Genomic DNA, 13,571 nt, shown 5'->3' with positions numbered 1-13,571 from the left:
TGCACAGGGCGGCACGGGAGATGGGCATAACCTGCTCGGTCTGCGTCCCGCGAGCGGAGGAAAGCATTTGCGGGTGTTGTCGGAACCGCGCTCCACGTTGACGTTGCGGCATGCACGCGTTAGGCTTATCGTCTGTGGGTGAATCGCCCACGCGTTGTCGTGCATGGACCCACGGGAAGGAACGGGCGTGTACGCGGTCGTCCGGACAGGAAGCAAACAGTACCGAGTGCGCGTCGGCGACGTCATCGAAGTCGAGAAACTGCCGGTCGAGCCCGGCCAGGCGGTCACGCTGGAGGAGGTCCTGCTGGTCGAGCGCGACGGCACGGTGACGGTCGGTCAGCCGGTCGTCCCGGGAGCGCGGGTCGTGGCCCGGGTGCTCGATCAGGTAAAAGGACCGAAGCTGATCGTCTTCAAGATGAAGCCGAAGACGCGCTATCGCCGCAAGACTGGCCACCGGCAGCGCTATACGCGCTTGCAGGTGGAAGCGATCGAAGTGGGAGCAGCGTCCTGAGCGACAGAGCGAGGAGGTTGGGCTGTGGCGCACAAGAAGGGTGGCGGGTCGACTCGGAACGGGCGCGATAGCCGAGCCAAGCGGCTGGGCGTCAAGCGGTACGATGGGCAGTTCGTGCCGGCGGGTAGCGTGCTCGTCCGCCAGCGTGGAACGGTCTTCCGCCCGGGGCGCAACGTGGGAATGGGGCGGGACTACACGCTCTTCGCCCTGATCGATGGGTACGTGAAGTTCGAGCCGATTTCGCGCGATAAGCGGCGGGTCAGCGTCTATCCGGAGCCGGTCGGGCGGACACTGCCTGCTCCGGCGGGGAGCGCGACAGCATGAAGAAGGGGATCCATCCGCAGTACTATCCACAGGCCACGGTCATCTGCACCTGTGGCAATACGTGGACGACCGGCTCGACCAAACCGGTGCTCCGGATCGAGCTCTGCCCGAAGTGCCATCCGTTCTTTACGGGAGAGCAGCGGATCGTGGACACGGCCGGTCAGGTCGAGCGGTTCATGCGACGACTGGAGAAGGCACAGGTTCAGCCGCGCAAGAAGAAGGAAGAGCGGCGACGCAAGCGGCTCGAGCGGCGCGCGCTCCTGGTCGAGGAAGAGGCTGCCGAGACAGCCAGCGAGGAATCGGCCAGCGAGGCCTGAGCGGAGAGCCGGGCGGTTCTCTGCTATACTTCTGGTGCGAGTCGGCCGATCTCATCGGAGACGGTGGCGACTCGACACCGCGCGCGGGGGCGCGCGTGGACAGGGAGGCGAGCGATGACGGGATACAAGGCACTGACGCCGCGCCCCGATGAGCAGTTCGATCTTCTGCAGCTGGAGGCGATGGGGTTTACGCCCGATCAGATTGCCCGGCTGCGGGAGCTGCGGGACATGTACCCCTACATCGAGTACATGGATTCCCGAAAGCAGTGGAACCGGTTGCGCTTCGTCAAGTGGCTCTACTCGCGGGGTGCTATCCCGCGATAAGCGAAGAGGGATCGCTCGGGGCGGGGCGTCCTGCGCCCCGCTTTTTGTTTCCGCCCGGTCGGCTGTGTACACTTGCGGGGCAACCAACGGCGGTTGGCGAGCGCCCGCGATGGCGTGAACGAGTAGGGTGGAGGAGCGGCATCGATGACGTACGTGATCGCAGAGCCATGCATCGGCGTGAAGGACGCCTCTTGCGTCGAGGTTTGCCCGGTCGATTGCATCAAGTCCGATCCGGAAGCAGAGCAGTACTTCATCAATCCTGACGAGTGCATCGATTGCGGGGTTTGCGCCGAGGTGTGTCCAGTCGAGGCCATCTACTTCGAGGATGATCTGCCGGAGCAGTGGCGACATTACCTGCAGAAGAACCGCGAGTATTTCCAGAAGCAGCGCGTCTGAGCTGGACGATCAAGCCACCGATCACGTCGGAGCGGGCGGGGAACTCTCCCCGCCCGCTCCGTCAGGATGCGTGACGCGCACTCACTGGGCGATGCCGGGCATCGCCAAGCTCGCGGGGTCGGCAGCCGGCTGCTCCCGCAGCGACTGTGCGACTTCCAGCGCGGCTTCGTGGGCAGCTTGGAGCGTCGCCTGCACGTCGCTCTCGCTGTGTGCGGTCGAAATGAACCACCGCTCCAGGTGATAGGGGTGGAAGTAGACGCCGCGCCGGAGCATCGCCCGGTTGAAGCGATCGTAGATGTCGATACTGGTGTACGCATGCGCCTCGCGATAGTTGCGGATCCGATCGAGCGCGGGAGCGTCCGGCTTGGCGAAGAAGATGTGCCAGACCGGTCCGATCCCCTGCACGATGCAGCGCAGCCCGGCTGCTTCACAGGCCTCGCGCAATCCCTCGCGAACGCGCTCACCGAACCCGTTGAGGACGGCCCAGAGTTCGTCGCGGCGCGTCTTCATCTCGGTCAGCACGGCGCGTGCGGCCGCGAGCGCGACGACGTTCGCTGTGTACGTACCGCCGTGCATGACTTGATTGGTCGCCTCGAGTTGCATGACCTCGCGAGAGCCGCCGAACGCGGCGATCGGGAAACCAGCACCGAGTGCCTTGGCGTACGTCGCGATATCGGGGATCACGCCCAGGCGCTCTTGCGCGCCACCGGGAGCGAGCCGGAAACCGGTGATCACTTCGTCGAAGATGAGCAGCGCGCCGTAGGAGCGGGTGATCTCGCGCAGGAACTCGAGGTAGCCAGGCTCCGGCAGGATGACACCCGAGTTGCACTGCACTGGCTCGACGAGAACAGCAGCGATCTCGTTTCCATGCTCGGCGAAGAGCCGTTCGAGGCTCTCGCGGTCGTTGTACTGGGCGATCAGCAGCGCTTCCCCGTAGACCTCCGGGATCCCGCGCGAGCCGGGGATCGGCCGCGGGCTGTAGGGCCGCAGCTGTGGACGCCAGACGTCGGGATGGCTGGACCACAGGTGGGTATCGGCCCACCCGTGATAGGCACCCTCCATCTGGACGATCTTGGGTCGCCCGGTATAGGCCCGCGCCAGACGTGCGGCCGCCATGGTCGCCTCGGTACCGGAGTTGGCGAACCGCAGGAGATCGACTCCTGGGACAAGTTCTGTGAACAGCTCGCCGACTTCGGCATCGAGTTCGTACGGGAACGTGGAGATCGTTCCATAGCGCTCGATCGCCTCGATGACCGCCTGGATCACTCGCTTCGGCTTGTGACCGAAGATCAGGGGACCATAGCCGAGGCTGTAGTCGATGTACTCGTGACCATCGATGTCCCAGAAGTGGGAGCCCTCACCGTGATCGAAGCAGAGTTCCAAACCCTTCTTCAACCGTGCGTAGGAACTCTCGCCACCTGCGATCGTTCGACTGATCCGCTCGAAAAGCTGCCGGCTCTGGGCGAAATACGCATCGCCCAGCAAACGATCGGTACTCATACGACTCCTCCAGTGTCGAACCGATGGCTGCTCGGTAACGGGGGCAGCCACGCCCGGGCGTATCCAGCCTGACGGTGGGTGGGGATCGCGGGGCACCGTCATGAGGTGGACCGCACACGGCGAGTGTAAGCGAGGCCCCCGGGGGCTTGTCAAGGGGGCCGATGGGGGCAGTTTTCTGCTCCTCCCCCGCCGATCCGGCGCAGTTCAGCTGTCGCTCATTTGCTCCCGGATTTGTGGGTGGCCGAAGGGATACCCTTGCAGGAAGTCGACTCCCAACTCGACCGCCACGGATGCGTCAGCCTCGTCCTCGAGTCCCTCGGTGATCGTCCGTGCCCCGATCTGCCGGCAGAGTTCGGCGAGTTTGGCAACGATCGCGCGCTTCGCAACGACAGCGGCGAGCCCCGCTGTCAATTGACGATCGATCTTGACGAAGTCCGGTTGGAGTGCGCTCAGCCATACCAAGCCTGAATGAGCGGAGCCGATATCATCGAGGGCCACCCGGAAACCGCGCTGGCGATAGGCAGCGAGAACATCAGCTGCGTGGCGCAGATTGGTCAGCGATTCGCTCTCGATCACCTCGAAGACGACCTTCCCCGGATCGATCCTGAGCCGTTCCGCCGCGGCCCATGTGGTCTGGAGGCACGTGGTTGGATCGTCGATGGCGCTCGGTGTGAAGTTGATGAAGAGCAAGCCATCGAGTTCGTGCTTCTTGGCCTGCTCGAGCGCGAGAATTCTTGCCCGAACATCGAGAGTCGTGATGCGATCGAGTGCGCGGGCGGCTCGGAGAATCTCTGCGGCACTCAGGATCGTTCCATCAGGTCGACGGGCACGCAACAGGGCCTCGTAACCAGCGGTTCGACGATCCGAAGCGTTGACGATCGGTTGGAAGGCGCACGTCAGTTGTCCATTGACGAGTAGCTCCTCGAACCAGATACTTTCCAGTGCGGCAGCCAGGCGACGCAAGGGTTTGATCGAGGGAATCTCGGCTGCGAGCGGGCTCGCGGCGGTTCCGACCGAGGCTTGCGTGCTGTCGAGTTCTTCCTCGGTCAGGCGGTCGAGGGCTACTCGGAGGAACTCTTGCAGACCTGGTTGCTCGGGGAAGTGGACCGTGAGCCAGCTCCGCCCTTCTCCCCACGTCGTCTCCAGGGAGAGCTCCTGCGCAATGTCGGCGAGCTTGGTCGCGGTGTGCATCGTGGGCGGCCAGAGCAGGAGGCGGTCTCCCGATAATACTCCTCCTATGTTCGTCGCTGAAACTCGACACTGGCAGACAGCACGATGACGCTCGCTCTGCATTCGCCTTCCTTTTCCTCCCTATCCGACCAGCTTCCCACCGTTGTCGCTACCCGATGATATCGTCATGTTGCTGAAAGCGCTGAAGGGCTGCCGAAAGCACAATCCCCGTCTCTTCGTGATGGCTCGATCACGCCTGCGACGTCGCCCTGCCATGGGCGAGCATGAGAGCGGACCATTTCCCCGACTCCGGGCAACACAACCCACTACCACGCCGCGTGGTGATGGTTCCCGCCGCAAGTCGCGGGCGATCCGAGATGGCGCCCGATGGCTGTCCGCTCACTGCATCGGGCGACGAGCAGACTTGTTATGCTGGAACGAGAGCGCGACCGACGAACGGGGGATGAGCATGCGACGATGGGATGAGGAGCTCGGTCCGATCCGCGCGCCCGACTTTCCACCAGGACTCACCTGGCTGAACGTCCGGCGACCGCTCGAGCTCACTGATCTGCGTGGCCGCTTGGTGATCCTCGACTTCTGGACGTATTGCTGAATCAACTGCCTGCACGTCCTGCCCGCGTTGCGGGCGGTCGAGGAACGGTATCCGACCCAAGTCGTCGTCATCGGTGTCCATTCACCTAAGTTTCCCAACGAACGTGAACCGCAGAATGTCCGTCAGGCTGTTCTCCGCGAAGAGATCACGCATCCAGTCGTGCACGATCCAGCCCTCCAGATTTGGCGCAGCTACGCGATCCGCGCCTGGCCGACCTTGGTGTTCCTGAGTCCGGACGGGTATCTTCTCGGTATTCACGAGGGTGAGATCTCCGCTGAGAGTCTGGTGCGAGCAGTCGGGCGTTTGCTCGCGCGCACGGGAGTGACGACGAGCGAGCCCTTCGCACTGCTCTCGGTGCTGGAACGCCCACAGGGACCGCTCGCATTCCCCGGTAAGCTGGCGGTCGATCCCAGCAGAGACCGGCTCGTGGTGAGCGATACGGGGCATCACCGGCTGGTCATCGCTCGGCTGGACGGGACAGTGACGGCAGTGATCGGAGACGGTCGACCAGGTCTCGTGGACGGGACGTTCGCTGAAGCGCGCTTTCGCGAGCCGCAAGGGATCGCGTTGGTGGGCGAGACCTGTTTCGTCGCTGACCGGGGCAACCATGCCATCCGTCGCATCGATTTGGCGGCAGGCACTGTCGAGACACTCGCCGGAACCGGTCGGCTCGGGCAGGGGATGCTCAGTGCGGGGCCAGCCCATCAGGTCGACCTGCGCTCTCCCTGGGCGCTCTGGCATCGGAGGGGGTTGCTCTTCGTGGCGATGGCTGGTAGTCACCAGATCTGGGTGCTCGATCTCGCCAGCGGCATCATCCAGCCGTATGCCGGCTCGGGGATGGAGGGGATCCAGGGAGGACCGCTCGAGCGCGCCTGGTTCGCCCAGCCCTCCGGCCTGGCGAGCGACGATCGCGCCCTCTACGTCGCCTGTCCGGAGGCCAGTGCCATCCGCACGGTCGATCTGCCCGGCACGCCGAATCCCAAGGTCGGTCGTCTCGTGGGCACCGGACTCTTCGATTTCGGTGATCGTGACGGCACAGGAGATACCGTACTCCTGCAGCATCCGCTCGACGTGGCCTGGACCGGTGAGGAACTGCTCGTCGCTGACACCTACAATCACAAAATCAAGCGACTCGATCCTGTGGCCCGTCGTTGCTCGAGCTGGTTGGGCACCGGCCAGCCGGGACATGAGGATGGCCCACCCGAGCGAGCGCGCTTCTGGGAACCAAGCGGTTTGGCTACCACGTTCGATCGGGTGTATGTCGCCGACACGAACAACCATGCGGTCCGGGTCATCGACCGGACAACCGGTCTGGTACGGACTCTGGAGTTGCAGGGCCTGGCAGCTCCTTCGGACTGAGGTGGACGATCGGCCATGCAGGCCATTCGGATCGCGCTCATCGGTGATGTGATGCTGGGCCGGTTGGTCAATCGCATCCTGCGCGAGACGTCGCCGGCCTATCCCTGGGGCGACGTCCTGCCCGTCTTGCTTGCAGCCGATGCCCGCATCGCGAATCTCGAATGCGTGCTCGCTGATACCGGTGAGCCGTGGCCTGGCAAGCGCTTCGTGTTCCGGAGCGATCGGAAGAACGTCGTGGTACTGGAGACCGCTCAGCTCACCGCGGCCTCGCTGGCCAACAATCATGTCCTGGACTTCGGTGATCGAGCATTGTCGGAGATGTTGGAGGCGCTGGATCGGGCTGGGATCGCTCGCGCCGGTGCTGGGCACGATCTTGCCGAGGCACGCCGCCCAGCCCGATTCGCCGTCGGCGGCCTTTCCTGCGCACTCATCGCGGTCACTGACAACGAGCCGGAGTGGGAAGCGCGGCCTGGTCTTCCTGGTATCTTCTACGTACCGTGCGATCCTGCTGATCCGCGCTTCCACGATCTCGGCGAGCTCGTGCGGGAGACCGCCCAGCGGGTCGACGCGGTGATCGTCTCGTATCACTGGGGACCGAACTGGGGTGAGCGACCGCTGCCCGAACACGTCCGTGCCGGGCGCACCCTCCTCGAGGCTGGTGCCCGCATCGTCTACGGACACAGTGCGCACATCACGCGTGGCGTCGAGTTCTACCAGGGGGGTGCGATCCTCTACAGCTGTGGCGACTTCGTCGATGACTACGCGGTCGATGAGGTCGAGCGTAACGACGAGTCGTTCGTCTTCATCGTGATGCTCGATGGAAACGCTGTCCGCGAAATCCAGCTGGTGCCAACGGTCATCGTCGATTTTCAGGCGCGTCGCTCCGATCCGTTGCGCGCGGCACGCCAGTGCGAACGAATGCGCCGCCTGTGTGCCGAACTCGGCACGCGGGCCGAGTTCGCGAACGGCGGGCTGCGTCTCTTGCCGTGAGCGGGATCGAGTTCTTCGTTCTCTGCTACCCGTCGAGTTGGTGACGGCGAGTAGCCGTCTCTTGTCTCGTCAGCGTGCCATTTCCCGTGACGCCGATCCCTCGGCGTTGGTGCGCAAGACTGCTGAGGCCAGTCGGATATCGCTCGAGAGCGTCCACCTCGAGTTTTTCGTTGTCGGCTCGACCACGGTCGTGTATGCTGAAGAGAGAATATACCCTAGAGGGGTATATGGAGGAGTGATGGACGAGCGACGAGAGGAACCCAGCTGCGAGCGACGAGTCGATTCCTATCGGGCGGATAAGGCGCGCATCCTCGCTCGCCTCCGCCGGATAGAAGGTCAAGTGCACGGCATCATCAGGATGGTGGAAGAGGATCGCTACTGCGTAGACATCCTCGTGCAGCTTTCGTCGGTGATCGCGGCTGCTCGGAGCGTCGGTCTGTTGCTGTTGGAAGATCACATTCGCGGTTGCGTGCTGGGAGCCGAGGACAAGGAAGCAGCGATCCAGGAATTGACGGAAGCCATCGAACGGTTCACCCGCAGCGTGGGCTGAACGGCCGAGGGGGACACGATGAGCGATCCGCGTGAACAGCGACGAGCCGAGTCGACTCCAGTCGTGCGCCTGGCCATCGAGGGGATGACGTGCGCTTCCTGCGTGCGCCGGGTGGAGCGAGCGCTTGCCTCGGTGCCGGGTGTCGCGGAAGCGAGTGTCAACCTCGCGACCGAAGAGGCAGCAGTGACGTTGAGTCGGCCAGATGTCGCGGTGGAAGAACTGACTACGGCGATCGAGCGCGCTGGCTACCACGCTCGACCGCTCGCGACTCCACCCGCCAGTGAAGCAGAGGCGGCAGCGACGGTCGAGTTGGCTATCGAGGGAATGACCTGTGCCTCGTGTGTCCGCCGCGTCGAGCGAGCACTGAGCCAGGTGCCAGGGGTGCAGGAGGCAAGCGTCAACCTGGCGAGCGAGCGTGCGCTGGTTCGCTACGATCCGCACACGACGAGCCTCGATGCCTTGATCGGCGCCGTCGAAGCGGCTGGCTACCATGCTGCGATCGTGCCGACCATTCCGGCGGTAGCCGAGGCGAGCGACGAGGCGGAGCAGCGTCGTGCGCGTCAGCTGCGGCGGCTGCGCGACGAAGTCATTCTGGCCTGGGTGCTCGCGCTGCCAGTCGTGGCGCTGAACATGTTCGTGCCGCCATCGCGGTGGTCCAGCATCGTCCTGCTCGTCGCGACGCTACCGGTGTGGGGCTATTTGGGACGCCGCTTCCACTTCGCGGCGCTGCACAATCTGCGACACGGCCAGTTTACGATGGACACATTGGTCAGCTTGGGGACGAGTGCTGCCTTCTTCTCCTCGCTCGCCAGTACGCTTGCGGCCCTCTGGGCACCGCACGCGCATGTCGGTCACACCTATTACGACGTCGCGGCAGTGGTGATCGCGGCGATTTTGCTGGGCCGCTATCTCGAAGCGCGGGCGCGGGGGCAAACGACGTCGGCCGTGCGGCGACTGCTCGGATTGCAGCCGAAGACGGCGCGTGTCCGGCGCGGGGGTCGCGAGATCGAGATTCCGGTGCACGAGGTCTTACCCGGTGATCTCGTCGTCGTGCGGCCTGGCGAGCGGATTCCGGTCGATGGTTTCGTCATCGAGGGACGCTCGGCGGTCGACGAGAGCATGTTGACCGGGGAGAGCCTGCCGGTCGAGAAGGGCCCGGGTGATCGCGTGTGGGGCGGGACGCTCAACACCACGGGCACCTTCGTCCTCCAGGCAACCGCTGTCGGGCAGGCGACTGTGCTCGCTCAGATCGTCCGTCTCGTGCAGCATGCTCAGGGCTCGAAGGCTCCCATCCAGTCCCTGGTCGATCGCGTGGCGAGCGTCTTCGTGCAGGCGGTGATCGTGATCGCGCTCCTCACTTTCGCGGGATGGTGGCTGGTAACCGGTGATCCATTGCGGGGTTTGTTGCCGGCTGTCGCGGTGCTCGTCATCGCCTGCCCCTGCGCGATGGGACTGGCCACACCAACTGCCGTCATCGTGGGGACAGGTCGCGGTGCGGAACTCGGCGTGCTCGTGAAGCGTGCCGAGGTCTTCGAGCGCATGGAGCGGCTCACGACGATAGTCCTGGACAAGACCGGCACGCTCACGCTCGGGCGACCGACCGTGACCGACGTCATCCCGGTTGCGGGCTGGAGCGCCGAGGAACTCCTGCGACTCGCCGCGGCGGCGGAATCGCGTAGCGAGCATCCGCTGGCGCGGGCGGTCATCGAGGCCGCGCTGGAGAACGACTCGACGGTGCCGTCGGTGGAGCGGTTCGAGGCGTTCCCGGGCCGCGGTGTGGAAGCGCTGGTCGCGGAGCGCATGCTCCTCGTCGGTACGATGCGCTTTCTCCAGGAGCGCGGCGTCACCGTCGAGCCGGCGAGCGAGGACGCAGCGGCACTCGAAGCAGCCGGCAAGACGGTGATTGCGGTGGCGGTCGATGGTACTCTCGCAGGCCTCATCGGGCTCGCCGATCGGCCGCGCCCGGAAGCGCCGACCGTCGTGCGCGCGTTGCGGGACCGTGGTCTACGCGTCGTGCTCTTGACCGGCGACAACGAGCGGACAGCGCGCAGCATAGCACGGGCGGTCGGCATCGACGAGGTTCGGGCTAATGTCTTGCCTGACCAGAAGGCGAGCGTCATCCGTGCGCTCCAGGAAGAGGGCCAGATCGTCGGCATGGTCGGTGATGGGATCAATGACGCTCCTGCCCTTGCCCAGGCAGACGTCGGGATCGCGATGGGGAGCGGAACGGATGTCGCGCTCGAGGCTGGTGACGTCGTGCTGGTGCGACCGGACCTGCATGGGATTCTGGTCGCGCTGGAGCTCGCTCGACGGACACTGGCGACCATCCGCTGGAACCTCTTCTGGGCGTTCGCGTACAACACCGTGCTCATCCCTGTCGCAGCCGCCGGGCTTTTGAACCCGATGCTGGCTGGCCTGGCCATGGCATTGAGTTCGGTCTTCGTGGTGTCGAACTCGCTGCGCTTGCGCCGGTTCACGCCCGCTGGTTGGGAAGGACGAGAGACCGGCCGAATCGGCGCGGAGAGTAGCGTCCTCGCGGCGCGGTGACGATCGGCCTCCGGCGCGTCGCGATTGCCTGGGGAGAGTGGTGCGGACGGGTCAGCGTGGGCTCGCCGGGACGAGACCGTTGGCGGCCAAGAATTCCTGGACATCGGTGAACGCGTTGAAAAAGAGCGGTGTACCGGCGAAGGAAAGCGGCGATACAGGGCCGACGGTCATGAAGGAGTAGACGCGACTGGTCGGATCGAAGCTCGAGTGTGGGTCGCGGAAGAGACGATACAAGGCGAGCGCGTGCTCGTCACCTCCAGCAAAACTCTCCAGGGCACGATACTCTTGACCGAGTCCCAGCCCATAACCGAAGAAGGCGATGCGGAGCTGCGAGACGATCTCCGGATGGAGACTGGCGAGCGATTGGCTGATGAGCAACCAGCCGACCCCGTACTTCCGTGTCGTGCGCACCGCATCGATGAGCAGCGTACGGATTTGCGCTCGGGGCGACTCGGGGTCGAGGTAGCCGGAGGGTGCCAAACGGTGCGCTTCGTCGATCAGGATGAGCGTGTTGAGATTTTCCGACCGGGCATAGGCCTGTTCGGCAGCAGCGCGAATCCCCTCCAAAAGGCGCCGAATCACGATTTCTTGGATCGTCTCGTCCCAGAGAACCTGCTCGTGCTCATCGGCAGGATCTGCTCCCGACAGATCGAGGGAGACGATCAACCGATCGGTGGGTCGGAAGAGACCATCGAGGACCCGCTCGATCGTGCGAGCGCGTGGATTTCCGCGGTCACTGAAGAGCAGGGCCAGTGGTCGCCAGGAGTGCGAGTAGAGCTCGCGAGGATCGACTCGCTGCAGCATGTACTGGAAACGAGCGCGAGCGTCCGCTGAGCGGTAGAAAACACGCTGGACTTGTTCGTCGCTCAGGATCGACAGCACTCGTTGGAAAGTCTTCAGTTCGTACAGATCACCGAGTTGCACTCCCTGCTTGCGCAGACGCTGCGCGATCTCGCGGGCAGCGAGTTGACGGTTTTCGCGGACACCGAAAGAAAGCTTGTCAAAGAATTCCGAGGTCACGAGCAGCTCTTCGAGCAGTTCCCAACGGTCGAGGATGAGGTCGCGAACCGAGAGGACGACGGCGACACGGCCCAGCGCGTCGTGCAGGACGGTGCGTAGCGGAAGAGGGAAGCCACCTGGGGCGGATCGGTCACGGAGATCCTTGCTGAATTCGCCTTGCGGATCGATGACCAGGAGCGCCATCTCCGGGTGCCGCGCATAGGCGAGCAGGAGCATCTTGGCCAGGACGGACTTTCCTGACCCGGTCTTGCCGAAGATACCGACGTGGTACGCCTCACCGGCCCCGCGGGGTCCGCGACCGAAATGTTTGAACCAGAGCGGAAGCTTGGGTCCCGAACCGTAGACGCGACCGAGATAGAAGAGTTCGGCTCGAGCATGGGCGAGCAATTGATCGAGAACTTCGTCTCCTACAGCGAAGATCGGTGTGCCGGTGGGAGGGACCGTGCCGAGGATCGAGGGGCGGAAACCGGTTCCATCCTCGGCGAACACGGCGCTGATCGCCAGCATTCCCTGATGAGTGTCCTGTCGCTCGCTCACCGCGTCGATCCGTCCACGCTGCCGCACCAGGCTGCGGATCGTCGGATCTTCGTGCCAGACATTGCGCAGGACGATCTCGGTAATCTGCCCGAGCGCATAATGTCGCACCCCGTCCTGGACGAAGGGCAGGATGACCAGTTCGCCGACCAGCTTGCGCCGGGTCGCTGCATCGAGCAACTCCAGCGTGAGCTGGCCCGTGGATGAGGGGGAGCCGAGCACACCGATCGGTTCGGTACCATCGTGCAGCAGGGCGACGCTGCTCATGGCGATGAGAGCGATTCGCTGCGGTAGCACTCCAGAGCGAGAAACACGTCGTCGAGCACAGGATACCCACGCGCAGCTGCCTCGCGCACAGCATGCCGGAGCGCTCGCGTCGCGCGACGGAGCGAGCGTACCATTCGGTCAGCCAAGTAGAGTGGAAACGGTTCCCGAAGCTTCCCGCTCGCGCTCTGGTCGTGAACGGCTTGGAGTACGCTGGCCAAACGGCTGGAATCGATAGCGACGGACTCGTGCAGTTCGAGGCGGAGCGCCGGCAACCAGGGGTGAGAGCGCACATAGACCACGCGAAGTCGATCGACCGCGCGCAGCACACGCTCGATCGACGAGCTGGCGCGCAGGCGGAGGGTGTCTGGCAAGAGATCGAGTCCGAACGCGTGGGGGCGTCGACCAGTGGTGACTGGGATCGGCCATGTGAACTCTCCTGGAGCGAGGAGGATAGTCAGGAGCGCTCGGTCGTCGAACTGTTGGTTCAGGCCGAGCCGAATGGCGAGATCGCGCCGCGCGGTGTACTTGGGCACGCCGACCCAGCAGCGCGGTGGGTCGGCTGAACACAGGACACGAGCGAGGTCGTCGAGCCGCTCGGGCAAAGCCTCGAGGAAAACGCGTGCGGCCGGTGAAGGCAGTTCTCGGGTAGCGAGCGCGCGCAGCGCCTGATCGAAGGCGATCAGTGGGGTTGTGAGCGACCCATCGAGAAAGACGACGTCATGCGGTGCGCGGGCCGCCAGTTCGACTTCGCTCGCTGCCATCAGCGCTCGCGCAAGCGCGTCGCTCGCGTCGTCGTGGGGCACGAGCTCGACCCACAGCAGATGACGGGGCTCTGGCCAGAAGCGCTTTTCGCTCGGCGGTGTCAGGCCCTCGATCGCGAGCGCGCCAGCGACCAGAAGGTCGTGCGCGAGCAACCGCTCCACCGCGACCGAGCCGTCGACGCCGCAGGTGGTCGGCGTGGGGGCTGCCGGAAGATCTGCCAGTGTTCCGAGCAACCGTTCGCGGGCCAGGACATCCCGCCAGCGCTCGCGCTCGGTCCGCTGGCTCGTCAGCTGCTCGATGACCGAGCGGCTCAGCTCCGGCGTGCGACCGAGGAGTTCCTCGACGAGTGCGGCGGGGAGGTCGACGAAGATGCGCGTCTGGCTCATC

General features: G+C 64.7%; 14 protein-coding genes. 10 read left to right on the top strand and 4 right to left on the bottom strand.

Going from position 1 to position 13,571, the window contains the following annotated elements:
* The first annotated feature begins 187 nt into the window (after positions 1-187).
* The 5 genes from rplU (at position 188) to TRD_RS06675 (ending at position 1,872) form a co-directional block, all read left to right on the top strand.
* A complete protein-coding gene (gene rplU, locus TRD_RS06695) occupies positions 188-511 on the top strand; it encodes a 50S ribosomal protein L21 (RefSeq protein WP_015922375.1) in 324 nt (107 codons plus the stop codon).
* 24 nt (positions 512-535) lie between these two features.
* On the top strand, positions 536-835 hold the full coding sequence (gene rpmA, locus TRD_RS06690; RefSeq protein ID WP_015922374.1) for a 50S ribosomal protein L27: 300 nt from the start codon (positions 536-538) through the stop codon (positions 833-835).
* Positions 832-1,152: a 50S ribosomal protein L31 gene (gene rpmE, locus TRD_RS15345; RefSeq protein ID WP_015922373.1), complete on the top strand. Its 321-nt coding sequence runs from the start codon at positions 832-834 to the stop codon at positions 1,150-1,152. The genes rpmA and rpmE overlap by 4 nt, the downstream gene beginning before the upstream one ends.
* A gap of 114 nt (positions 1,153-1,266) precedes the next feature.
* Positions 1,267-1,476, top strand: a complete 210-nt coding sequence (locus tag TRD_RS06680; RefSeq protein ID WP_015922372.1) for a hypothetical protein — start codon at positions 1,267-1,269, stop codon at positions 1,474-1,476.
* Positions 1,477-1,620: 144 nt separating this feature from the next.
* Complete coding sequence (locus TRD_RS06675) at positions 1,621-1,872, top strand: 4Fe-4S dicluster domain-containing protein (protein ID WP_015922371.1); 252 nt, start codon at positions 1,621-1,623, stop codon at positions 1,870-1,872.
* A gap of 81 nt (positions 1,873-1,953) precedes the next feature.
* On the opposite strand, the gene TRD_RS06670 is transcribed toward TRD_RS06675, so the two are convergent.
* Together TRD_RS06670 and TRD_RS06665 are read right to left on the bottom strand one after the other, a co-directional pair.
* Entirely contained in the window at positions 1,954-3,372 is a 1,419-nt protein-coding gene (locus TRD_RS06670) for an aspartate aminotransferase family protein (protein WP_015922370.1), read from the bottom strand.
* Between the two features lie 204 nt (positions 3,373-3,576).
* On the bottom strand, positions 3,577-4,563 hold the full coding sequence (locus TRD_RS06665; protein WP_052294075.1) for an EAL domain-containing protein: 987 nt from the start codon (positions 4,561-4,563) through the stop codon (positions 3,577-3,579).
* A 442-nt stretch (positions 4,564-5,005) separates the two neighbouring features.
* Here TRD_RS06665 and TRD_RS15095 point away from each other — a divergent pair, with 442 nt between their 5' ends.
* The 5 genes from TRD_RS15095 to TRD_RS06645 all read left to right on the top strand — a co-directional run bounded on the left by TRD_RS15095 (position 5,006) and on the right by TRD_RS06645 (position 10,601).
* Positions 5,006-5,155, top strand: a complete 150-nt coding sequence (locus TRD_RS15095; RefSeq protein WP_015922368.1) for a thioredoxin domain-containing protein — start codon at positions 5,006-5,008, stop codon at positions 5,153-5,155.
* Positions 5,156-5,182: 27 nt separating this feature from the next.
* Complete coding sequence (locus TRD_RS06660) at positions 5,183-6,514, top strand: NHL repeat-containing thioredoxin family protein (RefSeq protein ID WP_015922367.1); 1,332 nt, start codon at positions 5,183-5,185, stop codon at positions 6,512-6,514.
* Between the two features lie 24 nt (positions 6,515-6,538).
* Positions 6,539-7,504, top strand: coding sequence for a CapA family protein (locus tag TRD_RS06655; RefSeq protein ID WP_041436816.1), 966 nt, complete (start codon positions 6,539-6,541; stop codon positions 7,502-7,504).
* Positions 7,505-7,742: 238 nt separating this feature from the next.
* Positions 7,743-8,054 (top strand): metal-sensitive transcriptional regulator, encoded by a 312-nt coding sequence (locus TRD_RS06650; protein ID WP_015922364.1) that lies wholly within the window; start codon positions 7,743-7,745, stop codon positions 8,052-8,054.
* 18 nt (positions 8,055-8,072) lie between these two features.
* Positions 8,073-10,601: a heavy metal translocating P-type ATPase gene (locus TRD_RS06645; RefSeq protein WP_015922363.1), complete on the top strand. Its 2,529-nt coding sequence runs from the start codon at positions 8,073-8,075 to the stop codon at positions 10,599-10,601.
* 51 nt (positions 10,602-10,652) lie between these two features.
* Here TRD_RS06645 and TRD_RS06640 read toward each other — a convergent pair whose 3' ends face one another.
* Together TRD_RS06640 and TRD_RS06635 are read right to left on the bottom strand one after the other, a co-directional pair.
* Positions 10,653-12,422 (bottom strand): ATP-binding protein, encoded by a 1,770-nt coding sequence (locus tag TRD_RS06640; protein WP_015922362.1) that lies wholly within the window; start codon positions 12,420-12,422, stop codon positions 10,653-10,655.
* The gene (locus TRD_RS06635; RefSeq protein WP_015922361.1) at positions 12,419-13,570 is read right to left on the bottom strand and encodes a DNA double-strand break repair nuclease NurA; all 1,152 of its coding nucleotides are present in this window, start codon (positions 13,568-13,570) and stop codon (positions 12,419-12,421) included. The genes TRD_RS06640 and TRD_RS06635 overlap by 4 nt, the downstream gene beginning before the upstream one ends.
* Between the last annotated feature and the right edge of the window lies 1 nt (position 13,571).

Origin of the sequence: Thermomicrobium roseum DSM 5159 (genome assembly GCF_000021685.1) — a bacterium.
In the GTDB taxonomy this organism is placed as follows: domain Bacteria; phylum Chloroflexota; class Chloroflexia; order Thermomicrobiales; family Thermomicrobiaceae; genus Thermomicrobium; species Thermomicrobium roseum.
This window is presented reverse-complemented; position numbering and strand designations above follow the sequence as displayed.